Source organism: Bifidobacterium sp. LH_449, assembly GCF_056356755.1.
The window spans coordinates 133,704-157,610 of sequence record NZ_JBKEUV010000005.1 but is presented as its reverse complement, the minus strand read 5'-3'; the positions used below and the strand labels follow the sequence as shown (position 1 = coordinate 157,610).

The window sequence follows — 23,907 nt, the reverse complement described above, 5'->3', positions numbered from 1 at the left end:
CAGAACCTGGTGGTCACGGGTTCCCTGGTCACGATCGTTCCGTTGGTGGTCGCGTTCCTGTTGTTGCAGCGGTATTGGCAGTCCGGCCTGGCCGCAGGCGCAGTCAAGGAATGACGTATCGACGCTGAATGGTTGCATGCGCCGGGACATTGCCGATGCGGCGGTCTCGGGCACATGCATCGTTATGGCAATGGTCATGTCGCAAGACCGATATGCCACGAAGGAGACAAGGAGGCCTTCATTGATGAAACACAGGAAATTCCGGTGGCCGGCCGCGCTGGAAGGGCAGCAGGCCCGCATCTGGTACGGCGGCGACTACAACCCGGACCAATGGCCCGAGGAAGTGTGGGACGACGACATCCGCCTGATGCGGCAGGCCGGCGTCAATCTGGTGTCGGTGGGCATCTTCTCATGGTCGAAGATCGAGCCGCAGGAAGGCGTGTATGATTTCGACTGGCTCGACCGCATCATCGACAAGCTCGGCAAGGCCGGCATCGCGGTCGACCTGGCATCCGCCACGGCGTCGCCGCCGATGTGGCTCACGCAGGCCCATCCCGAAGTGTTGTGGAAGGATTACCGTGGGGACACCTGCTGGCCGGGTGCACGGCAGCATTGGCGTCCCACCAGCCCCATCTACCGTGACTACGCCTTGAACCTGTGCCGCAGGATGGCGGAGCATTACAAGGACAACGCGTATGTGGTGGCCTGGCATGTGGGCAACGAATACGGATGCCACAACCGCTTCGACTATTCCGATGACGCGATGCGGGCGTTCCAGCGTTGGTGCGAGGCCCGATACGGCACCATCGACGCGGTCAACGAGGCATGGGGCACGTCGTTCTGGTCGCAGCGCATGAACGATTTCTCCGAAATCGTCCCGCCGCGTTTCATCGGCGACGGCAATTTCATGAATCCAGGCAAGCTGCTCGACTGGAAACGTTTCAGCTCGGATGCGCTGAAATCCTTCTATATCGCCGAACGCGACACGCTGGCCGAAATCACACCGGACTGTCCGCTGACCACCAATTTCATGGTGTCCGCCGCCGGCACCGGACTGGACTACGACGATTGGGGATACGAGGTCGACTTCGTGTCCAACGACCACTACTTCACGCCGGGTGAGGCCCATCTGGACGAGCTGCTGTATTCGGCCTCGCTGACCGATGGCATCGCGCGCAAGAACCCGTGGTTCCTGATGGAGCATTCCACCGGGGCCGTGAACTGGCGTCCGATCAACTACCGCAAGGAACCCGGGCAGCTGGTGCGGGACTCCCTCGCCCACCTGGCCATGGGCGCCGATGCGATCTGCTATTTCCAGTGGCGCCAGTCCAGGGCCGGCGCGGAGAAATTCCATACGGCGATGCTTCCCCATGCGGGCGAGGACAGCCAGGATTTCCGCGACGTATGCGAATTGGGCGCCGATCTGCGGCGTCTGGGCGATGAAGGGCTGCTGGGGACGAAGCTCGCCAAGTCCAAGGTCGCCATCGTGTTCGACTACGAGAGCCAGTGGGCCACGGAGCATACCGCGACGCCGAGCCAGCAGGTGAGGCATTGGGAGGAACCGCTGCAATGGTTCCGTGCCTTCGCCGATCATGGCCTGACCGCCGACGTCGTGCCGATCCGCGGCGAGTGGGACGGCTACGAAGCCGCGGTGCTGCCGAGCGTGTATCTGCTGGACGAGGCGAACACGAAGCGTGTGCATGATTATGTCGCCAACGGCGGCAAGCTGTTCGTGACGTACTATACGGGCATCTCCGACGAGCGTGACCATATCTGGCTGGGAGGCTATCCGGGCTCGATCCGTGACGTGGTCGGCGTGCGGGTCGAGGAATTCGTGCCGATGGGCACGGATGCGCCGGGCGCGATGGATCATCTGGATCTGAGCAACGGCACGGTCGCCCATGACATGGCCGACTGGATCGCATCGGTCGAACCGGACACGCAGGTGCTCGCCACATACAAGGCCGATCCGTGGGCCGGCATGGACGGCGTCCCCGCCATCACCGTCCATCCGTACGGCGAAGGCAAGGCGGCCTATGTGGGATGCCGGCTCGGGCGCGAAGGCCTGGCTCGCAGCCTCGACGCACTGTGCGAGGCCGTGGGGCTTGACCTCCCCGACGCTTCGGGGTCCGTCATGCGCGTGGAGCGCGTGGGCCAAGGCGAACAGGCCGCGACGTTCACGTTCCTGTTCAACCGTACGCATGAGGTTGTCGACATGCCTGTGGAGGGCGAGGCGGTCGTCGCTTCGCTGGCCTGCGTGAACGACGGCACCGCGACGATCAGTCCGAACGGCGTGCTGGTGCTGAAACGATAGCCTGCTGTTCCCGAAGACGAAAGGAGGGGCGCATGATCCGAATGGGTCGTGCGCCCCTCCTTTCGTGGTCTGCGGTCGTTGGCGGACGTCAGATGGAGAATTCGACCGCGGCCCAGGCGATTGCCGGCATCGTGAAGCGGACCGTGCCATCGACGCAGTCGGCGGGCAACGGTTGAGGCGTGACCGCGTTCGGGTCGTCGGCGGTGTTCTGACGATGCGGGTCGTCGTCATGCAGCGTCTTTGCGGCGATGATGCGCAAGGCGGCGGCGTTTGCGCCCGTCAGCGAAGACAGGTCGATGGCGATGCCATGCGCATGCTCGGCGTCGCGGTTGACCGCCAGAAGCAGCCCCTTGCCGGATTCCCCGTCCCATGTGACGACGGCATCCACCGCGGCGACGTCGCCGTAGGCTTCCGTATGGATCATGGGGGAGTCGATGCTCGGTGCGAAGGCGACGCCTCGCGCGTGCATGGCGGCCTCCGCGAACGGGTGGAACACGGTCTGACGCCAGGCCGGGCCGTTCGGCTCCGCCATGATCGGGGCGATCACGTTGACCAGCTGGGCGCGGGAGGCGGAACGGACGCGATCGCAATGCCGGAGCATCGTAATCATCAGCGAACCTTCGACCACCGCGTCGGCGACGGAATAGATGTCTTCCAGCAGATGCGGCGCCTTCGGCCACGGCTCGGCGTGCAGGCCCTCCTTGGCCGCGGCCTTCCACTGCGCCTCCTGTCGGTTCCAGACGTCGGAATACCACACGCCCCACTCGTCGAAGCTCAAGGCGATGTCATGGTCGCCGTCGTTCGCGGCCTTGGCCGCATCGGCGCACTGTGCGACGGTGTCGATGAAGCCTCGCATGTCCTCGGAGCAGGCCAGGTAATCCTGCATGCCGCGCGCGCCGCGTTCGTAGTAGTAGGCGTGGCAGGACACGAAGTCGAGATTGTCGTATGCCTTGGTGAGCACCGTGCGCTCCCAGGCGCCGAATGTCGGCATATGCGCGTTGGACGACCCGCAGGCGACCAATTCCAATCCGGATTCGGCGAGCTTCATCGCATGCGCCGTCCTGTCGACGGCCGCCGCGTATTCCTCCGGCGTCATATGGCCGACCTGTCCGAATATGGGGCCGATGATTTCTCCGACTTCTACACCCCCGGCACCTGGAGCTCCGTGAACCTCAACGGCGGCGTCTACGCACTGCCGATGGATTCCGGCCCGATGGCCTGGTTCTACAACAAGGAGGTCATGGACAAGGCCGGCGTCGATCCGACCCAGGTCCGTACATGGGACGACTTCTACGAGGCGGCCAAGAAGGTCCGCGCCACCGGCTCCTACATCACCTCCGACTCCGGTGACGCCGGCTTCTTCGATTCGATGACCTGGCTGGCCGGCGCATCCCCGTTCGAGACCTCCGAGGACGGCACCTCCGTCAAGATCGATATGACGGGCAGCGACGAAGTGCAGACCTTCGTCGACTTCTGGCAGAAGATGATCGACGAGGATCTCATCGACACCAAGACCGTCGGCTGGTCCGAAGAGTGGAACAAGGGCATGGACGACGGTTCCATCGCCTCCCTGCTGACCGGCGCATGGATGCCGTACAACCTGCTGTCGGGCGTTCCGAACGGTGATGGCAAGTGGCGCATCGCCCAGATGCCGACCGTCGACGGCTCCGAAGTGAACTCCGAGAACGGCGGCTCCTCGCTCGCGCTGATGAAGACCGACGACAAGGCCAAGGCCGAAGCCGCCTACAAGTTCATGGAATACGCCTGCCACAACGCCGACGGCATCAAGGTCCGCGTCGACGGCGGCGCCTTCCCGGCGGACAACGACACCCTGGCCTCCGACGAGTTCCTGAACATGACGTCCCTGACCGATTCCGACGGCAACGCGCACGAGTACTTCGGCGGACAGAAGTTCAACGAGGAGCTCGCCAAGGCCGCGGCCAACGTCTCCACCGGCTACAAGTTCCTGCCGTTCGAAGTGTACGCCCGTAACGTCTTCGCCGACCATGCGGGTGCCGCCTACACCGACAAGTCGGTCTCCCTCAAGGACGGCATCGCCTCCTGGGAGGACGCGCTCAAGGAGTACGCAAGCCAGCAGGGCTACACCGTGGAGTGATGATCCCTGAGAACGTCATCGCCAACAGACGTTCCCCGATGCGACCATGATCAGTGGGTGCCGCCGTGAGGGCGGCGCCCGTTTTCGTATATGCTGTTCCGTATGCCGTTGTTTGGAATCGCACGCAGCAAGCATCAACAGGGAAGCAATATGTCGAAGGGGCGGGCCGGGCGTTTGCTGGCGTCTCTCTCCGCGCTCGCCATGCTGTTCGGCGTCGCCTCCTGCGCGCAGGCCGATACGCGCACCACCATCACCGTATGGTCGTGGGAGCCGAGCATGCAGGCCGTCATCGACGGATTCGAAGCGGAAAACCCGGACGTGCATGTGGTCTGGAAGAACACCAGCGGCTACGACAATCTCAACGACGCGATCCAGAACGGCTACGGCCTGCCGGACGTGGTGCAGCTTGAATATTATGCGCTGCGCCAATACGCGGTCAGCAGCCAGCTTCTCGACATCACCGACAGGACGGCGGGATACGGCGATTTCTACACGCCGGGCACCTGGAGTTCGGTGCGGCTGAACAATCGCATCTACGGTCTGCCGATGGATTCCGGTCCGATGGCGTTCTTCTACAATGATGACGTTTTCCGACAGGCCGGCGTGGATGCGTCGCGGATCCGCTCCTGGAATGATTTCTACGAGGCCGCGAAGAAGCTGAAGGAGATCGGCGTCTACATCGCGGCCGCTTCAGGGGATGCCAGCTTCTATTCCGCGATGATCTGGCTGGCGGGAGGGCGCCCGTATCAGGTTTCCAACGATGGCCTGAATGTGAAGGTCAACCTGGAAGGCGACGCCGGAACGCAGAACTTCACCGAATTCTGGCAGAAGATGATCGATGAGGGGCTGATCGACACCAGGCTGACGACATGGTCGGATGAATGGAAGCAGGCATTGGGCGAGGGGAGCGTCGCCTCCGTGTTCTCCGGCGCCTGGATGCCGTCATTGCTGCTGTCCGACGTGCCCGGATCCGCCGGTCTGTGGCGTGTGGGCAGAATGCCGACAATGGACGGCGACGCGACCAATGCGGAAAACGGCGGCTCCGCGCTGGCGGTGCTGCAGACCTCGCGCAAGCCGGAGGCGTCGTATCGGTTCATCGAATACGCCTGCCATGAAGCGGCCGGCATCAAATCGCGAGTCGACGGCGGCGCTTTCCCGGCCGACAACGACACGTTGAATGATGAGGATTTCCTCGATAAAACGACGATCACCGATTCTCGCGGCATTGAAATCCCGTATTTCGGCGGCCAGAAGTTCAATGAAGTGCTTTCCGCGGCGGCGGAGGACGTGTCCACCGGATACCAGTATCTGCCGTTCGAAGTGTATGCGCGCAACGATTTCAAATCCACCGTCGGCACGGCGTATACGTGGTCGACGAAAATGCTGAGATTGAACGAGCGCTTGGACAAGGTGGAGGCGCGGCTGCGGATCTTCGAAGAGATCAAGGCCTCGAAGCAGGCGGCGGCCGATGCCGCCGAGAAGGCCTCTTCGGATGGGGCGGCTTCGGATGGGGCCGCGGATAAGTCGGATGGGGCTTCGTCCGATGCTGATTCGCCGGATACTACGGATTCCTCTGCTGATTCCGCCGATAAAACGGATTCCGCCGATTCCGCTGCCGATGCTGCCGGCGGCAATGCCTACGCGGCGATCGACGACGACACCATCGAGGAGACGCTGGCTGATTTGCGCGGAAAGCGGCAGGACCTCAGGCAGCAGATCAAGGATCTGAAAGCCGAGGAGGTCAGCCTGATGGACGGCCTGTCCGCCTGGCAGCGCGACCTCAAGGAATACGGCGGCAACCAGGGCTTCGTCATCCAATGATCGCCCTCCTCGTGCCTTCCCGTCCTTTCCTCACGCCTTCCCATTCCCTTCCCGCCCGCAAATTTCGTAACAGCCATGTGGTTTTACGATTTCGGGGGCCTGGGGAGGCTCGACAACGTAATCCCGTACCGTTGCTACGGAATCCGGATCCGGGAAGGGCCCAAAACGTAACGACAGTGCGGGGATGACGGAAGTTGGGGCGTCGGGGCTAGTCGGCGTTGCGGTCGTAGATGTATTTCATGCCTTTGAAGATCAGATCCGGATCGTAGACGTCGATGAGCGCGGTGTCGTCCTTGAAGATACGGCCCAATCCGCCGGTGGCGACGACTTGGAAATCCCCGCCGATCTCCGCGCGGAATTGGTGGATCGTGCGTTCGACGCCGCCCAGATAGCTGTAATACAATCCGGCCTGCATCGCCGGTATCGTCGCCGTCGCCAGAATCGATTTCGGCCTGGTGATCTCGATCTCCGGCAGCTGTGCGGCCTGGCCGGACAACGCCGCGGCAGTGGTGCGGACGCCGGCGGCAACCAGTCCGCACGTGATCGTGCCCTCGACGTCGACATAGTTGAACGTCGTCGCCGTGCCGAAATCGGCGACCAATACCGGGCCGCCATACGTGTAGAAGGCGCCCGCGCAGTCCACAAGGCAATCGGCTCCCAATGATTTGGGATCGTCCAGACGGATGTTGATCCCCGTTTTCACGCCCGGACCGATGATCATCGGATCGATATCCAGGAATTTCACAATGCTGGCGCGGAAGGAATGCATGACCTTCGGCACGACCGATGCGATGACCACATCGTCGACGTCATCCGGATGATATCCGCTCAAAGCAAGGAGTTGGCGAATCATCAAACCGTATTCGTCCGACGTGTGGTCGGCCTTCGTCGTCATGCGATAGGTGCCGACGATATCGTTACCCTCCATGAATCCCAACACGATATTCGTGTTTCCGATATCCACCGCAACAAGCATGTCATCCCCCTTGTCGGCACTGACTGACCTGAATCCTCGGCATTGCAGCCGAACAATTTACAGTATATCGCCGTATGTCAGGACAGGGGGTGGGGCTAGACTGGAATCCGGCGGTCGACCATATGGCGGCCAGCCGGAAACGACAAGAGGAATTGCAACAAGGAAAGTCATGCAGCGCCGCAGGCGACGCCGCATGCCGCGATTCGAGAACAATCGCGATCCACATTCAGGGGAATACAGGAAATGACAGACAACAATGGTGTGCACGCAAACAGCGGCGCAACCACGAACGCTCCCGCATCCAGCACCGACGCTTCGCTTGAAGCGCATGCGAAGAACAGGAACACGAATCAGCCGAAACGCCCATGGACCTGGGTGCTGGTCGCAGTCGTCGCAGTCATCGCGATCATCATCGGCTGGAATATCGCCGAACCGAAGGGGAACGCGACCGGCGACGAAGGCGGCGCCGCCGACACCGTCACCGTCGGCCTCAAATTGGCGCCGACCAATCTCGACATCCGCAATACCGCGGGCTCCGCGTTGGACCAGATTCTGATCGGCAATGTGTACGAAGGCCTCGTCGCACGCGACGCCGACAACAATGTGACGCCCGCCATCGCGAAAACCTGGGAAACCAGTGAGGACGGCACGGTCTACACCTTCCATCTGAACGAAGGCATGACCTTTTCGAACGGCGACGAACTCAACGCCGACGACGTGGTCTGGTCCATCAACGAACTGGTCGACAAGGAATATCATGATTCCACGTCGCTGACCAATTTCGAATCCATCAGCGCCATCGACGCCGACACCGTCGAACTGCGTCTGAGCGCCCCCTATTCGAATCTGCTGTGGACGCTGTCCGGCCGCGCCGGCCTCGTATTCGACAAGGACGCGCACTACGACGCGAAAACCGAGGCGCTCGGCTCCGGCCCGTACACCGTCGGCGAATTCGTGGCCAACGATTCGGTCACCCTGAAGGCCAACAGGAATTATTGGGGCGAAAACAAAGCGAAAACCGACACCATCGTCATCAAGTACTATACGGACGACAACGCCGCCGTGAACGCTCTCAAATCCGGCGACGTGCAAGTGCTGGCGCCGATCAGCGAATCCCTTGCCGGCCCCTTCGCCGAAGACGGCGAACATTACACCGTGCAGGCCGGCGACGACACCGACAAGTATGTGCTCGCCTTCAACAACACCGGCGAAAAGACCTCCGACAAGCGGGTGCGCCAGGCCATTCGCCACGCCATCAACCATGACGAGATCATCGCCTCGCGCGGCGGCGCGGACGCGGCGCTCGGCGGTCCGATCCCGTCCCTCGACCCCGGATACGAAGACCTGACCGACGTGTATCCGTATGATGTCGACAAAGCCAAGGAACTGATGGCCGAAGCCGGATATTCCACGGACGATCCGCTGCGGCTGACCCTGACCTATGCGAATACGTATCCGAGCGAAATCGGCGACCAGCTGCGCTCGCAGCTGAAGGAGATCGGCATCGACCTGGACGTGCGGATCGTGGAATTCTCCACCTGGCTGCAGGACGTCTACACCGATGGCGACTACGACCTGTCATTGGTGGACCATAACGAAAGCCATGACTTCTACCAGTGGGCGACGCCGGACTACTACTACCATTACGACAACGAGGAAGTGCGGAGCCTGTATTCGCAGGCCATGTCCGCGACGTCCGACGAGGAACGCGACGAACTGCTGGCGAAGGCCGCACGCATCGTATCGGAGGACGCGCCCGCCGACTGGCTGTTCAACTATCGTGTGACCACCGCATGGGCGAACGGCGTCGAAGGCTTCCCTGTGAACCTCAACCAGACGCTGCTGCCGCTGTATGACGTCGTATACCGGGCGCAATAGCGCGGGCGCGGAGCAAAGCGATCGCTTACATCGGGATACGACGCGATGCAACGAAGCGAAATCGAAACCAATCGGAGCAAATCGGAGCGACCATGCGTTTTATGATTCGCAGACTGGCCCTGTTCATTCTCGCGCTGTTCTGCATATCCCTGCTGGTATTCGCCGCGCTGCGCATCCTGCCGGGCGACGTCGCCGCCGTCATGGCCGGCCTGAATTCGCCGCCCGAACGCGTGGCGGTGTTGCGTGAGCAACTTGGTCTCAACAAATCATGGGGCGCGCAGTATGCCGATTGGCTGGGCGCGCTGCTGCACGGCGACTTCGGCGTATCCGTGTTGACGGGCCGTTCGATCACCGAACAGGTCGGCGCACGCGCGGCGATCACGTTCCCGCTGATCGCACTCGGCCTGCTGATCGCATTGGCGTTGGGCATACCGCTCGGCTGCGCGTCGGTGACGGCGCGCGGCCGCCGCGCACGCTCCGCCTTCCATATCGTGTCGATCGTCGGCGGCGCGGTGCCGGCGTTGTGGAGCGGTCTGCTGCTGATTCTGCTGTTTTCGCGCGGCGTCGGATTGGTCGGCCTGCTGCCGGCGCAAGGCTTTCCCGCAGAAGGCTGGGCCGATGCTGCAGGCGCGGTCGAATCGCTGATTCTGCCGGCTTTGTCCGTCGGCATCATCGTCGGCGCCAGTCTGATGCGATATACGCGTTCCGCATTGGGGGAGATGCTGCATTCCGGACATGTCGACATGGCGATGGCCTGCGGCATGACGCGTACGCAGGCGCTGCTGCATGTCGGATTGCGTTTGGCGGCGCCGCAACTGGTGTCGGTCATCGGCTTGACGTTTGCCGAAATGATCACCGGCGTGATGGTGATCGAAAACCTGTTCGCTTTGCCGGGCATCGGCAGCGGCCTGATCAAGGATGTCGGCAATCGCGATCTGATAGCGGTGCAAAGCGAGCTGTTCATGCTGTCGGCGTTCTTTTTGCTGATCGGATTGCTGGTCGACCTGCTGCATCGTGCGCTTGACCCGCGTTTGGCGACGGAATCGGATGCCGGCGAGGCCGTCGGCAGGGCCGCCGGCGCGATCGCCGATGGGACCGCCGCGAAAGAGGCGCTGAAGGGGGCGAAGGCATGAAGACTCGTACGAAAGCGCTTATGATCCTGCGTGAGATATGGTCGCGCGGCGAGGGGCGCTTCGCTTTGACCGTGCTGACCTTATGGGTGCTGGTCGCCTTGCTGTCGCTGGTGTGGACGCCGCAATCCCTATGGGAGACGGACGGCTACGCCGCCTGGGCCAAGCCGTCCGCCCAACACTGGCTCGGCACCGACGGCACCGGCGCCGACGTGCTCAGCTGGCTGATGGCCGGCGCTTCGACGAATCTGCTGATCGTCATATTGGCGATGCTGGTCACCGCAGCGTTCGGTCTGCTGCTGGTCACCGCAATGGTCGCACGTTCCGGCGCATTGTCGAATACCGTCGTCGTCGCCATCGACGCGCTGATCTCCATTCCGACCACACTGATCGCGCTGATCCTCGCCGTCCCGTTCGGCGCTTCGATCGCCGTGGTCGTGGCCGCCTGCGGATTCGGATACGGCCTGAATCTGGCCCGCGTCGTCCGTCCGCAGGCGCTGCTGGCCGCCCGATCCGACTATGTGACGTCGGCACTGTCGAACGGCGCGTCGCATCGGCGTGTATTCGTCGACCATGTGCTGCCCAATATCATGCCGACGTTGCTGGTGCAGATGACGCTTTCCGCAGGCACATCGGTGCTCGCGGAAAGCGGGTTGACCTATCTGGGGATCGGCGTGCCGTCCGGCGTGCCAAGCTGGGGGCATTCATTGTCCACTTCGGTCAAATTCATCAACGTGTATCCGTTTACCGTGCTGTGGCCCGGCCTGATCGTCACCGTGGCGGTGGTGGCGTTGAACGTGTTCGGCGACGTGCTGCGCGATGCGGCCGATCCGCTGACGAATCCGCGATTGCGAGGCGTGAAATGAGTGTGATCATACGTGGACTGAACATCGCCATCGGCGGCAAGCCGATCGTGCGCGGCGTCGATATGGATGTCGAAGACGGATGCCGCGTCGGACTGGTCGGCTCATCCGGCTCCGGCAAGTCGATGATCGCCAAGGCGATCATGGGGCTTTTGCCTGCGGACGCCGCCGTCACCGGCTCGATCATGCTGGACGGGCGCGAGCTCGTCGGCCTGCCGGACCGTGATATGGCCGCCCTACGCGGCCGCGCAATGGGCATGGTATTCCAAAATCCCGCCGCATCATTGAATCCTGTGGCGACGATCGGCCAGCAAATCGAATTGCCGTTGCGCCTGCACTATGATCTGGGAAAAAACGAACGCCGCGAACGCGTCATCGCAATGCTGGACAAAGTCGGCTTGTCGGCGGATGCGGTCGGCAAGTATCCCAGCCGGCTTTCCGGCGGTCAGCAGCAGCGCGTCGCCATCGCGGCCGCGCTGATCACATCGCCGCGTTTCATCATCGCCGACGAACCGACCACAGCGCTGGATTCCATCGTGCAGCGCCAAATCGTGGATCTGCTCGTCTCATTGGTCGACGATGCCGGTGCGTCAATGCTGTTCGTCACTCATGATTTCGCCGTGCTGTCCCATGCGACCACGCAATGCTACGTGCTGGACGACGGCGAAATGGCCGAAAACGGGCGGACCGCGGATATTCTGCGGCATCCGCGGACGCCGCAGGCGAAGCGGCTGACGGGCGCGGCGCGTGAATTGACGTTGCAGGCGACGCCGCAGGTGTCGGCGCCGCGAAATGTGACGCCGGAAGAAAGGCCCGCATCATGAATGACGGCACGAATCAAGGTATGAATGCGATCATGAATCGATCCGCGGATGAAATGATGCGTGAAACAATTCATGAAACGGCGAATGGAAACGCTGGCAACGGCATCACAGGCAATGGCGTCGCCGGCAATGGCGTCGCCCAGTCCGGCGGCGAGACCCGATCAAATGGCGTCATCCTGCAGGCCACCGGAGTCAGCAAATATTTCGGCGCCCGCGCGGCGCGACGCCAGGTCTTGTTCGATGTCAGCGCCGACGTGCATGCGGGGGAGTGCCTCGCCGTCATCGGCGGCTCCGGATCGGGCAAATCCACGCTGACCGGCATCATGCTCGGTCTGCGATCCGCCGACAGCGGCACCGTGCGATATCGCGGCCTCGCCGTCACACAGCGCCGCGGCAGCGAGGGCATGCGGATGCTGCGCCGCGAATCCGGGCTCGTCTTCCAAAACCCTTTCGCCTCGCTCGATCCGCGCTGGCCCGTCGAACGCAGCGTGGCCGAGCCGCTTGCACTGCGCCGCGTGCCAGCCGACGAAATCAGCGAATCGGTCGACCGGGCATTGAATATGGTCGGATTGGATCCGGTGATATTCCGAAGCCGCTACCCGATGGACCTTTCCGGCGGGCAGGCGCAACGCGTCGCCATCGCGCGCGCCATCATCACAAAACCGAATGTGCTGCTTGCCGACGAGCCGATGAGCGCCATCGATGTCGCGGCGCGCATCGACATATTGGCAGCCATCCGCGCGATTCGCGAAAGCAATCCCGAAATGGCGCTTATCATGGTGTCTCACGATTTGGGCGTCGTCCAGCACATCGCCGACCGCGTCATCGTGCTGCATGACGGGCGCATCGAAGAGCGCGGCGCATGCGTCGACGTGCTCGCCTCGCCGCAATCCGACTACACGCGCCAGCTCATCGCCGCCGCTTCGCTGTAATGCGGCAATGCCGTAATGCTGTAGTGCGGCAGTGCCGTAATGTCGTAATGCCGCAATGCCGCAATGCGGCATGCGGTAATGTGGCAGTGTCGTATGCGGTAATGCCCGTAATGCTGGGGCTGCCGTGCTGCCGCGGTACTGCAACGCTGCGATGCCGTACCGCCGCGCTGCCGTAATGTTGCAGCCGCAATGCCGCGCGCGGACCTTGCGCTTTGGCGGGACCTCGAAAGACGTCATATATTGACGTATGGTTCTGAAGTCTGCTGTAAGCCGGATGTCGAGGTTCTGCCGGACTTTGCCGGTGCGGATTTCTCTTGTGGTGATGGCCGACAGGCGTGTGTTTTCTCCGGCCGCGAGATTTTTCAGCAAAAGTATTGCTTTTTACCCGTTCCCCCGATACATTGAAGCCCTAAGAAAACACCGAAGCGCCGAACCGCACACAATGTGTGTGGTTTGCCGGCACATTGTGCAGGTGCCACACGCACATTGTGCAGATGGCACATACACAATGTGCGGGTGCCACATACACAATGTGCGTTGGGTGTCGGTCGGGCGCACATTGTGCGTGTGGATGGCGCACATTGTGCGTTGAAACGGGGCACATTGTGCGTGCGACGGGCCTGCTGCGCACATTGTGTGGGTGCCACATACACATTGTGTGGGTAGTACGCGCACAATGTGTGTCTGGATGGGGCACATTGTGTATGTGCCGCAGGCATAGACGCAGGTATATGCGTCGGTCGTGCCGCCGTCAGTGCCATGCGTCGGTCGTGCCGCCGTCATCTGTGCTGCCGACAGTCATGCCGCCGAATGGTTGCGCTGCCGACGGTTGTGCTGCCGACAGCGTCATGCGGCTGCGCCGACCATGTCAGCTGCGTAGGCCGCGTCAGCTGCACAGGCCGCGCCGGCCTGCGGTCCCGCCGCCCGGCTCTTCGATGCTGTTTTCACAATCGCATAAAAGCCCCCGATATATGGAGACTTATGATGACGCTGCCAAATACGACCATGCAAAACGCAAAAGATACGCAAAGCGCAAAAGGCACGCACAGCGCGACATCCGCGCGGACTGCGACAGCGGCCTCAGCCGCGGCGACGAACGTCGCGTCCAGTCGTCTGACCATTCCGGATCTGATCACCATCGGCATTTTCAGCGCCCTGTATTTCGTGCTGGTTGCCGTGGCGACGCTGATCAGCACGGTGATGCTCGCCGGTTTCGGCCAGATTCTGCTGCCTGCGGTCGCCGCGCTGTTGTCCGGCGGCGTCTACATGCTGCTCGCCGCGCGCGTCGGCAAATTCGGCGGTCTGAGCATCATGGGGCTGGTCATCGGCCTGTTTCTGTTCATCTCAGGCCATTTCATCTTCTCCTTCTTGGCCAGCATCGTCTTCCCGGTCGCGGCCGATCTGGTCGCGCGCACTGGCCGCTACCGCAATCGCAAAACGATGCTGCTGAGCTACGTCGTATTCTGCTATGGACTGGTCGGCCCGATCCTGCCATTGTGGTTCATGAAGGACATGTATGTGGCGAGCCTTGAATCACGAGGCAAGGACGCGGCCTACATCGACGGCGTGTTCGCGCAGGTCAACACCGGCTCGTTCTTCATTTCGATGATCGCGATCGCGGTATGCGCACTGCTTGGCGGCCTGTTCGGACAGCGATTGCTGCGCCGCCACTTCGCGAAGGCCGGCGTCGTGCATGCAGGATGAAACATGCTGTGAACATCGCGGCTGCCGGCATCGCCTGCGCCGTCGACTTCCTTTTGTGATCATCGCGATTCCCCGCCGACACCATTGCTGACCTCAAGAAGTAAGACGACTGCATTATGCGAATTTCCTTGGATCCCCGCACGAAACTGGCGCTGCTGCTGCTTGCCAATGTGACGCTGTTCCTGCGCGTCGGCATCGCCGCGGAAGCGATGATGGTCGCGTTGCTGATCGCAGCCATGTGTGTTGCGGGAAAGCGGATCACGGCCATGCATTGGCTGGTGTCGTACGCACTGCTGCTGGCGATGGGCGGCGTCGCCGCGTTGACGGCGGACGCATATGAGTGGATGCATCTGCTGGGGTTGGCGTCATCCGGCGTTCGCATGATGATGCCCAGTCTGATCGCAGGCTCCTACGCTTTCACCACCACGTCGGCCAGCGAATTCGTGTGCGCGCTGCGGCGGATGCGCGTGCCGGAGACCTTCGTGATCCCCTGCATTGTGGTGATCCGGTTTTTCCCGACGATTCGCCGTGATTACCGGCAGATCCGGCATGCGATGGCGTTGCGCGGCATCGCGAACGGCATCGGCGGCCTGCTGAAACGGCCGATGCGAAGTCTGGAATGCGTGCTGGTGCCGTTGATGATGAACGCGACGATCGTCGCGCAGGATCTGTCGATGGCCGCTCTGACCAAAGGATTGGGCCTGCCGGGGGAGCACACCTGCCGTGCGCGGATTCGCATACGACCTGTTGATGTGGTGGCGGTGTTGTGCTGTGCGATTCCGCCGGCACTGCATTTGGGCGGTGTGCTGTGAGCGTGAAAACAGTTGTGAAAACAGCGGTGTCGTCGGAGGGAACGGCGGCGGCAAAGCCGGCGGCGGCATCGGCGCAAGCGGTGTCTGTGGAAGTGGCATCTGAGGGAACGGCGGCAGTGCAATACGCGCCCGCGTTTGTTCCTGCGCAACAGTCGGAAATCGTGCGCTCGCACGACGTCGGTTTCGCCTATCAGACGGCGGACGCAACGGCGTTGCATGATATCGATCTGAACGTCGCCGCCGGCGAAGTGGTGGTGTTGACCGGGCCGAGCGGCTGCGGGAAAACCACATATACGCGCTTGCTCAACAGTCTGGTCCCAGGCCTGCTGCCGGGCGAATTGACCGGAGAGCATACGACGTGCGGACTGCATGCCGGAGCGGAGCCGATCGAAGCGTATGTTCCGCTGGTCGGCAGCGTGTTCCAGAATCCGAAAACGCAGTATTTCAATGCGAACGCCTCCGATGAAATGGCGTTCCCCTGCGAAAACAGCGGCATGGACACGCGAGAGATCGATGATCGGGTTCGCGGAATCGCGAAACGCTACGGCGTCGAAACCCTGCTTGACCGTGACGTCTCGACCCTGTCGGGCGGGCAGAAGCAGCAGCTGGCCGTGGCCGCCGCGATGATGCTCGATCCTAAGCTGGTCGTCATGGACGAGCCGACCGGCAACCTGGATCAGGCGGCGATCGAACGCCTGCATGATATGGTCGCGTCATTGAAGCGGGACGGCGTCACCGTCATCATCGCCGAACATCGTCTCGCGTGGTGCATGGATGTGGCCGACCGATTCATCATCATCGAAGACGGCACGGTCCGGCGGGAATATACCGCCGACCGATTCCGGGCCCTGCCGGCGGAACAGGTCGAAGCCTCAGGCTTGCGCGGTTTGGATATGGCGCCGTATCAGGCCGCGATCCGGCAGAAAATCGTTGCCGAAAACGCGGAAAACGAAGAAACCGCATCGGCGCCGCTAATCGCCACGCAAGGATTGCGCGTGGGCGTCTCGCATCGCCGATGGTTCGGCGGACGGTTTTCCAAAAAAACCGCGCAGTCCTGCGAATTCGCCAAAGACATTGATGATTTCGTCCTGCATTCCGGGCGGATCGTCGGTCTGATGGGGCGCAACGGCGCAGGCAAAAGCACGTTGGCGCGCACATTGTGCGGCCTGCAGCGGCCCCTTGCCGGCCGTGTCATGCTGGAAGGCAAGGCTGCGCCGCGCACCGAGCTGACGGATGCGAGCTTTCTGGTCATGCAGGATGTGAACTATCAACTGTTCGCCGACAGCGTGCGCGGCGAGCTGCTGATGGGGCAGGAGGCGGATACGCCTGAGGAATGGGCGGCGTTGCGGCAGCGCTGCGACGGCATTCTGCGATCATTGGACTTGCTGCAGTTCGCCGACCGTCATCCGATGACGTTGTCGGGCGGGCAGAAACAACGGCTCGCCATCGCTGTGGCGTTGATGTGCGGCAAACGCCTGATCGTTCTCGACGAGCCGACCAGCGGATTGGACCATGCGCATATGATGCAGGTCGGCTCCTTGCTGCGGTCGTTGGCCGACGCCGGGAAAGCCGTGCTGGTCATCACCCACGACGAAGAGCTCGCCGCCCGCTGGTGCGACCGGATCCTCACCGTTTCCGACTCGGCATGATCCGAATCGCCCCCGCTCGATCCTCCCCGCATGCATTAACAATGGAATAGCGGTGCGGGGATTTGCGGAATGGGGAGGGATGAAGAAACGGGGCATGGGGTCGGGGAGTGAAGAGACGGAACGTGAGGTTGAGGAAACGAAGAGTCTGGCGAGCGAAGAGACCGGGACGCGAGACCGGGGCGTGAGGTCGGGATATGAAACTGGGATATGAGACCGGGGAGTCCGATATGCGGGCATATGCGGTGAGGCGATGCGGGGAAGCCGGTATGGTTGGCTGCATGATGCACCGTTATTGTTGTCGCTGAACATGATTCGCCCCTTCAGTGGGCACTTTTGTCGTTCAGTGAGTGCCTCAATGTGTAGTCGCATGTGATGAAATCCTTGAAAAACCCGGAATCGCAACAAGGCCGTTATCCGGATTGAATCCGACGGGTGCCCACTGAACGGGAAAAGTGCCCACTGAATTCCGCAATCGCCCCGATCCGCCGTAAAAACCTTGATTTTCATTGACTCAGACATTCGGATTCGTCGAAACGCCGCCCAAAGGAGCCAACGCCATGACCATCCACAACGACATCACCGAACTTATCGGCAACACTCCGCTCGTCCGCCTCAACCATGTGACCGAAGGCGTCAAGGCGACGATCGCAGTCAAGGTCGAATATATGAATCCGGGCGGCTCGTCCAAGGACCGCATCGCACAGCGCATTATCGACGCTGCCGAACGCTCCGGCGAATTGAATCCGGGCGGCGTGATCGTCGAACCGACATCCGGCAATACCGGCGTCGGACTGGCCCTGGTGGCGCAGCGGCGCGGCTATCGCACGATTTTCGTCGTACAGGACAAGGTCTCCCGCATCAAGCGTTCGGTTTTGCAGGCATATGGCGCCGAAGTCGTCGTCGCGCCGACCGGCGTGCCGCGCGAAGACCCGCGCTCCTACTACAGCGTGGCCAGGCGTCTGGCCGAAGAGATTCCGGGCGCATACATGCCGAACCAATACGAGAATCCGAACGGGCCGCTGAGCCACTATCTGACCACGGGCCCGGAAATCTGGGAAGGCAGCGACCATACGATCACGCATTTCGTTGCGGCCATCGGCACTGGCGGCACGATTTCCGGCACCGGACGCTACCTGAAGGAAGCTTCCGACGGGCGGGTGAAGGTGATCGGCGCCGATCCGGACGGCTCGGTGTTTTCGGCCGACGGTCCTGAAGGAATCCACCCATATCAGGTGGAAGGCGCGGGCAAGGATTTCTATCCGAAGGCGTTCGACCGCGACGTCGTCGACGACATGGTCAGGATCGGCGACTCGGACTCGTTCCTGATGACGCGCCTGCTCGCCTCCCGCGAAGGCCTGCTGGTCGGCGGCTCTTCCGGCATGGCGGTCGCCGCGGCGGTCCGTTACGCCCGTGAGCACGATCTGGGCGCGGACGATGTCGTGGTCGCGTTGCTGCCTGATTCCGGCCGCGGCTATCTGGAAAAGATTTTCGATGATGATTGGATGATCGGACACGGTTTCGCCGACGTGGTCGCCCGTTCGGCGCAGCCCTCGCTGATTCGGTAGCATTCGTCGGTGTTCCCGCTCGGCGGCGCGTACAGCGTAAATCCTCCGTTGTTCAGTGAAGGCGCGTAGACTCAACATTCAAAAGCGTTAAGCCGAAAGCGTCGAACCGAAACGCTGGACCGAAAAACGCTCAGTCAAAAGCGCCAGATCTACACGAGGAAGAGGCAGCGTGCTGCAGATCAGCCATATTTCCAAGCGGTACAAAACCGGTGATTTCATCCAACAGGCACTCGACGACGTCAGTCTGAATCTTCGGGACAATGAATTCGTCGCCATTCTGGGACCTTCCGGTTCGGGCAAAACGACATTGCTGAACATCATCGGCGGCCTTGACCGTTATGATGACGGCGACCTGGTCATCAACGGCACGTCCACGAAGCGATACAAGGACCGCGATTGGGATTCCTACCGCAACCACACCATCGGTTTCGTGTTCCAAAGCTACAATCTGATTCCTCATCAGACGATCCTGTCGAATGTGGAACTGGCCCTGACGATTTCCGGCGTTTCCCGCGCCGACCGCAAGGATCGCGCCCGCAAGGCCTTGGAAAGCGTCGGCCTGGGCGACCATATCCATAAGAAGCCGAATCAGCTGTCCGGCGGCCAGATGCAGCGCGTCGCCATCGCCCGCGCGCTCGTCAACGATCCGGATATCGTGCTTGCCGACGAGCCGACGGGCGCATTGGATTCCGACACTTCCGTGCAGATCATGAATCTGCTGAAGGAAGTCGCAAAGGACCGTCTGGTCGTCATGGTGACGCATAACCCGGAGCTCGCCCACGAGTACGCGACGCGCATCGTCGAATTGCGGGACGGCTCCATCCGTTCCGATTCCGCGCCGTTCAATCCGGAAAACGAATCGGCGGACACGCCAGTGCATCGCACGATGGGCCGCGCCGCCATGTCGTTCGCCACGGCGCTGACGCTGAGCTTCAACAATCTACGCACGAAAAAAGGCCGTACGATCCTCACCTCGTTCGCAGGCTCCATCGGCATCATCGGCATCGCGCTGATCATGTCCGTCTCCACCGGCGTCAACACGTATATCGACGATATTCAGCGCGAAACGATGACCGCGTATCCGATTTCCATCGATGCGCAGACCTTCGATATGAGCAGCATCATGTCTGCCGCGCAGTCGAATGCGGAACAACGGAAAACGCATAAGGACGACGCCATCTATCCGGATGATTCCAGCATTCAGGACGCCTCCAGCATGACCGGCAGCATCACCGAAAACAATCTGAGCGAATTCAAACGATATCTGGACGATCCCGACAGCGGCATCCGGCAATACATCGGTTCGACGGGCGTGCAGTATTCGTATGATACGAAGTTCTCCGTTTTCTCCCACGACCCGGACGACACCTTGGTCACCGCTGACGGCGTCAATTTCGGCGGCGCCAACACGGGCACGCAGTCGATGGCCGCGCAAATGGCGACCAGCGGCACGCAGTCGATGACCACCTCCGATATGACGTCGATGCAGATGTCGATGCTGACCGGCGACAGCGACGAAAACGCCGCTCCGAGCATATTCAACGAGATCATGCCAAGCGCCGACGGCAAGCAGCCGGTCGGCAAGGTGATCCGCGACAATTATGAAATCGTCGACGGCGAATGGCCGTCGGACCGCAACGACGTGGTGCTCGTGCTCGATTCGAACAACAACATGCCGCTGACCACGCTGTACGAGCTGGGCATCCTGCCGCAAAGCGAATACAACGATATGATGAATCAGCTGAATGCCGGCGAAGACGTCACCACCAACACCGACCGGATCGACTATTCGAAGGCCCTCGACCAGAAGCTGTACCTGATCCCCGCCAGCGACCAGTATGAGAAGGGCGAGGACGGGCATTACACCTATAAGGGCGACGACGCCGATTTCATCACGTCGAAGATGAACGACGACACCGCCCTGAACATCGTCGGCATCATCAAGCCGATTGAAGACGCCGACGCGACGCCGTTGGCCACCGGCGTCGGCTATACGCGAGAACTGACCGACTATCTGATCGACCACGCCGAATCCAGCCAGATCGTCGCCGACCAGAAAGCCGACCCCGACCACAGCGTGCTCACAGGCATGACCTTCGCGCCGAGCGACGATGCCGCCAAGGCCGGCGACGCCCGCGATTACGTCGCCTCGCTCGGCATCAGCCAGAAGGCAAGCATGGCCCGCACGCTGCTGACCGCCTCCGCGCGCCAGACCGGCGACGCTTCCGCCGGCGCCGCTTTGGCCGCGGCGGACGAGTCCCAGCTTGCCGCCCAGCTTGACGCCTACATCGCCACCGCCGACCAGGATTCGCTGGTCTCCATCTACGACCAGTACGTATCGCCCGGCTCATACAACGACAACATGTCGGCTTTCGGCGTCGTCAGCCGCGACGCCCCAAGCTCGATCAACATCTACGTCGACAGTTTCGAAGACAAGAATTCCGTCGCCGACGCCATCGAATCCTACAATGATTCGGCGGACGAAGAAGACAAAATCGTATACGTCGACTATGTCGGATTGATGATGAATTCGGTGACGACGATCATTGACGTCATCACATATGTGCTGATCGCCTTCGTCGGCGTCTCGTTGGTGGTCTCCTCCATCATGATCGGCATCATCACGTATATTTCCGTGCTGGAACGCACCAAGGAGATCGGCATTCTGCGCGCGATGGGCGCGTCGAAGCACAATGTCTCACAGGTGTTCAACGCGGAAACCGGCATCATCGGCCTGCTGGCCGGCCTGCTCGGCATCGGCGTGACCCTGCTGCTGCTGATTCCGGGCAACGCGATCCTCCATTACGCGATCGGCACCAACGATGTCAGCGCGGCATTGCCGGTCGGCAACGCGATCGCATTGGTGGTGCTGAGCGTCGTGCTGACGCTGATCGGCGGCCTGATCCCGTCCCGCAGCGCAGCCAAGCGCGACCCCGCCACGGCGTTGCGCACGGAATGAAAACAGCATAAAAACATGGCAATATGGCCTGTATGAATATGGAAAGCACCGCACTTGAAGCGCTGAAACGATACTTCGGCTACGACTCGTTCCGTTCGGGGCAAGCCGGACTGGTCTCATCGATTCTCGCAGGGCATGACGTCCTCGGCGTCATGCCCACAGGTGCGGGCAAATCCGTGTGCTACCAGGTGCCCGCCACCATCCTTGAAGGCCTGACCGTCGTGATCTCGCCGTTGATCTCGCTGATGCGCGACCAAGTGGACGGCCTCAACGAGCAGGGCATCCCCGCCGCATACATCAACACCACGCAATCGTTCGACGAACAGGAAGACGCGCTCGTGGCGGCCGCGCGCGGCGACGTCAAACTGCTGTACGTCGCGCCCGAACGGCTTGAAACCGAACGATTCCGCTACTTCGCGGCGCATGTGCCGATATCGCTGATCGCAGTCGACGAAGCGCACTGCGTATCGCAATGGGGGCAGGATTTCCGCTCCTCGTATCTCGGCATCGGCGAATTCATCGCCGCACTGCCGGCACGTCCCATAGTCGCGGCCTTCACCGCGACCGCCACCGAACGCGTCCGCGCCGACATCATCACACTGCTTGGTCTTGAAAATCCAAACATCACCGTCACCGGATTCGACCGCACCAACCTGTATTTCGACGTCATCAAACTCGAAACCAAGCGCAAGGCGGCATGGGTGGCGCAATACATCGCCGAACACGCGGACGAATCCGGCATCGTCTACTGCGCGACGCGCAAGGACACGGTGGCGCTCGCCGCATCGCTGAACCATGCCGTGCCCGCGTTGCGCGCGGCCGCAGGGGTCGGTGCCGCAATGGGCGGGGGGCGTGTGGCGGTCGCCTATCATGGCGGCATGCCCGCCGAGGAACGCAATCAGGCGCAGCGCGATTTCGTCACCGACCGCGTGCCCGTCGTCGTCGCGACGAACGCCTTCGGCATGGGCATCGACAAATCGAATGTGCGGTATGTGATCCATCACAACATGCCGGAAAGCATCGAAGCCTACTATCAGGAAGCGGGCCGCGCCGGGAGGGACGGCGAGCCCAGCCGATGCACGCTGCTGTGGAACGAATCCGATATCGTCACGCGGCGTCGTCTCCTGGACGCCGATTACGACAACGAGCGCCTCACCGCCGACGAGCAGGAGATCGTGCGCATGTCGAAGCGCCGCCTGCTGGACGGCATGGTGGGATATTGCCGTACCGCCGATTGTCTGCATCGCTATATGACGCGGTATTTCGGTGAAATCGATGATGACGGCGGGAGCGGCGAGGCCGCTGCCGGCGGTGTGTGCGATGACGGCGTCGCTGCCGCCGACGCCGCTGCCGGCCGCGCCACTGTCGCCGGCGACGACATTGGAGGTGCCGCCGGCCGTGCCGCGAAGAGGCATTGCGAAGGCGGCTGCGCGAATTGCGACAGCACTTTCGAAACATTGGACGTCACCGATATCGCGCGCGCGATCAGCCGCTGCGTGCATGATACGGGCGCGCGCGTCGGCTCGGGCAAGATCGTACGTATCCTTCGCGGCTCGCAGGCGCAGGACCTGGCATGGCTGAACCCGGAGACTCTGCCGACATTCGGCATGCTGCGCGACGTGCCGGAAGCGCGCGTGCGCGATGTCCTAAGCCAGATGGCCACCGACGGCTTTCTGCATATCGCCGACGGGCGCATGCCGATCGTCGGGTTCGGCGTGCGCGCGGCCGAAACGGTCGCGCCGGATTTCCATTACGAAATCAAACGCATCGAACGGAAAACCGCAAGCGCGTCGCGTGGCGCGGCTATGGGCGGCGGTCTGGCCGCAGGCGGCGCGAATGCAGACGCTTCAGGCCTTTCCGGCGCTTTCGGCGCATCCGGCGCGGTCATGGAATCGTATGTTCCCGACGACGACGCCGAAGCGCTGTTCCAGCGTCTGCGCGAACTTCGCCTCGAAATCGCGCGCGAAATCGGAAAACCGCCGTACATCGTCTTCTCCGACAAAACGCTGCGCGACATGGCCCGCATCAAACCGGTGACGCCGGCGCAGTTCCTTGCAGTCAACGGCGTAGGCGAAAACAAGCTCAAACTTTACGGCGACCGTTTCATGCAGGCCGTCGCCGCCTTCGTCGGGCAATGATGATCCGCCGGTGTCGGCCGTCCGGTAATGGCCGGTCGGCGCTGGTCGTTCAGTCGCGGATCGCAAGCTGCGGATTGTAGGCATCGAATATTTGACGTCGTCCGAATGCTCGATGTCGTCCGAATATTTGACGTCGTCCGAATATCCGACGTCGTCCCAATATCGCCATCCTGCCGCTGTCGTCACTCGGATGCTGCGATCCAATCAGCATCGATCGTCAAAAATC

Annotated in this window: 14 protein-coding genes and 3 pseudogenes; 15 read left to right on the top strand and 2 right to left on the bottom strand. The window is 61.8% G+C overall.

What is annotated here, in order from left to right; genetic code table 11:
* Both AC1AX7_RS05915 and AC1AX7_RS05910 read left to right on the top strand, forming a co-directional pair.
* Positions 1-114: pseudogene (locus tag AC1AX7_RS05915) on the top strand (carbohydrate ABC transporter permease); the annotation flags it as partial.
* Positions 115-244: 130 nt separating this feature from the next.
* Entirely contained in the window at positions 245-2,314 is a 2,070-nt protein-coding gene (locus AC1AX7_RS05910; RefSeq protein WP_476509171.1) for a beta-galactosidase, read from the top strand.
* 88 nt (positions 2,315-2,402) lie between these two features.
* Here AC1AX7_RS05910 and AC1AX7_RS05905 read toward each other — a convergent pair whose 3' ends face one another.
* Positions 2,403-3,410, bottom strand: coding sequence for an alpha-L-arabinofuranosidase C-terminal domain-containing protein (locus AC1AX7_RS05905; RefSeq protein WP_476509160.1), 1,008 nt, complete (start codon positions 3,408-3,410; stop codon positions 2,403-2,405).
* A gap of 9 nt (positions 3,411-3,419) precedes the next feature.
* On the opposite strand from AC1AX7_RS05905, the pseudogene AC1AX7_RS05900 reads away from it, so the two are divergent.
* Together AC1AX7_RS05900 and AC1AX7_RS05895 are read left to right on the top strand one after the other, a co-directional pair.
* A pseudogene (locus AC1AX7_RS05900) lies at positions 3,420-4,430 on the top strand (extracellular solute-binding protein); the annotation flags it as partial.
* Between the two features lie 201 nt (positions 4,431-4,631).
* Positions 4,632-5,849 (top strand): annotated as a pseudogene (locus AC1AX7_RS05895) (extracellular solute-binding protein); the annotation flags it as partial.
* Between the two features lie 610 nt (positions 5,850-6,459).
* Here the strand turns inward: AC1AX7_RS05895 and AC1AX7_RS05890 are convergent.
* Entirely contained in the window at positions 6,460-7,227 is a 768-nt protein-coding gene (locus AC1AX7_RS05890; RefSeq protein ID WP_476509159.1) for a type III pantothenate kinase, read from the bottom strand.
* A gap of 243 nt (positions 7,228-7,470) precedes the next feature.
* On the opposite strand from AC1AX7_RS05890, the gene AC1AX7_RS05885 reads away from it, so the two are divergent.
* The 11 genes from AC1AX7_RS05885 (at position 7,471) to AC1AX7_RS05835 (ending at position 23,681) form a co-directional block, all read left to right on the top strand.
* Complete coding sequence (locus AC1AX7_RS05885) at positions 7,471-9,105, top strand: ABC transporter substrate-binding protein (protein WP_476509158.1); 1,635 nt, start codon at positions 7,471-7,473, stop codon at positions 9,103-9,105.
* Between the two features lie 92 nt (positions 9,106-9,197).
* Positions 9,198-10,238: an ABC transporter permease gene (locus AC1AX7_RS05880; RefSeq protein WP_476509157.1), complete on the top strand. Its 1,041-nt coding sequence runs from the start codon at positions 9,198-9,200 to the stop codon at positions 10,236-10,238.
* Entirely contained in the window at positions 10,235-11,101 is an 867-nt protein-coding gene (locus tag AC1AX7_RS05875) for an ABC transporter permease (protein ID WP_476509156.1), read from the top strand. Before AC1AX7_RS05880 ends, AC1AX7_RS05875 begins: the two co-directional genes overlap by 4 nt.
* Entirely contained in the window at positions 11,098-11,922 is an 825-nt protein-coding gene (locus AC1AX7_RS05870) for an ABC transporter ATP-binding protein (RefSeq protein ID WP_476509155.1), read from the top strand. The genes AC1AX7_RS05875 and AC1AX7_RS05870 overlap by 4 nt, the downstream gene beginning before the upstream one ends.
* Positions 11,923-11,954: 32 nt before the next feature.
* A complete protein-coding gene (locus AC1AX7_RS05865) occupies positions 11,955-12,854 on the top strand; it encodes an ABC transporter ATP-binding protein (RefSeq protein ID WP_476509154.1) in 900 nt (299 codons plus the stop codon).
* A gap of 981 nt (positions 12,855-13,835) precedes the next feature.
* A complete protein-coding gene (locus tag AC1AX7_RS05860; protein WP_476509153.1) occupies positions 13,836-14,558 on the top strand; it encodes an MptD family putative ECF transporter S component in 723 nt (240 codons plus the stop codon).
* Positions 14,559-14,674: 116 nt separating this feature from the next.
* Positions 14,675-15,370 carry an energy-coupling factor transporter transmembrane component T gene (locus tag AC1AX7_RS05855; protein ID WP_476509152.1) on the top strand — a complete coding sequence of 232 codons (696 nt, stop codon included), beginning with the start codon at positions 14,675-14,677 and terminating at the stop codon, positions 15,368-15,370.
* Between the two features lie 86 nt (positions 15,371-15,456).
* Entirely contained in the window at positions 15,457-17,019 is a 1,563-nt protein-coding gene (locus AC1AX7_RS05850) for an ABC transporter ATP-binding protein (protein WP_476509151.1), read from the top strand.
* A gap of 557 nt (positions 17,020-17,576) precedes the next feature.
* Positions 17,577-18,584: a pyridoxal-phosphate dependent enzyme gene (locus tag AC1AX7_RS05845; RefSeq protein WP_476509150.1), complete on the top strand. Its 1,008-nt coding sequence runs from the start codon at positions 17,577-17,579 to the stop codon at positions 18,582-18,584.
* A gap of 169 nt (positions 18,585-18,753) precedes the next feature.
* Positions 18,754-21,543, top strand: coding sequence for an ABC transporter ATP-binding protein/permease (locus AC1AX7_RS05840; protein ID WP_476509149.1), 2,790 nt, complete (start codon positions 18,754-18,756; stop codon positions 21,541-21,543).
* 23 nt (positions 21,544-21,566) lie between these two features.
* Positions 21,567-23,681, top strand: a complete 2,115-nt coding sequence (locus AC1AX7_RS05835; RefSeq protein WP_476509148.1) for a RecQ family ATP-dependent DNA helicase — start codon at positions 21,567-21,569, stop codon at positions 23,679-23,681.
* Positions 23,682-23,907 lie beyond the last annotated feature (226 nt).

Excerpts from the sequence above, each read along its gene's own strand:
- AC1AX7_RS05910 (WP_476509171.1), top strand. The coding sequence starts at position 245 with ATGAAACACAGGAAATTCCGGTGGCCGGCCGCGCTGGAAGGGCAGCAG.
- AC1AX7_RS05905 (WP_476509160.1), bottom strand. The coding sequence starts at position 3,410 with ATGACGCCGGAGGAATACGCGGCGGCCGTCGACAGGACGGCGCATGCG.
- AC1AX7_RS05890 (WP_476509159.1), bottom strand. The coding sequence starts at position 7,227 with ATGCTTGTTGCGGTGGATATCGGAAACACGAATATCGTGTTGGGATTC.
- AC1AX7_RS05885 (WP_476509158.1), top strand. The coding sequence starts at position 7,471 with ATGACAGACAACAATGGTGTGCACGCAAACAGCGGCGCAACCACGAAC.
- AC1AX7_RS05880 (WP_476509157.1), top strand. The coding sequence starts at position 9,198 with ATGCGTTTTATGATTCGCAGACTGGCCCTGTTCATTCTCGCGCTGTTC.
- AC1AX7_RS05875 (WP_476509156.1), top strand. The coding sequence starts at position 10,235 with ATGAAGACTCGTACGAAAGCGCTTATGATCCTGCGTGAGATATGGTCG.
- AC1AX7_RS05870 (WP_476509155.1), top strand. The coding sequence starts at position 11,098 with ATGAGTGTGATCATACGTGGACTGAACATCGCCATCGGCGGCAAGCCG.
- AC1AX7_RS05865 (WP_476509154.1), top strand. The coding sequence starts at position 11,955 with ATGAATCGATCCGCGGATGAAATGATGCGTGAAACAATTCATGAAACG.
- AC1AX7_RS05860 (WP_476509153.1), top strand. The coding sequence starts at position 13,836 with ATGATGACGCTGCCAAATACGACCATGCAAAACGCAAAAGATACGCAA.
- AC1AX7_RS05855 (WP_476509152.1), top strand. The coding sequence starts at position 14,675 with ATGCGAATTTCCTTGGATCCCCGCACGAAACTGGCGCTGCTGCTGCTT.
- AC1AX7_RS05845 (WP_476509150.1), top strand. The coding sequence starts at position 17,577 with ATGACCATCCACAACGACATCACCGAACTTATCGGCAACACTCCGCTC.
- AC1AX7_RS05835 (WP_476509148.1), top strand. The coding sequence starts at position 21,567 with ATGGCCTGTATGAATATGGAAAGCACCGCACTTGAAGCGCTGAAACGA.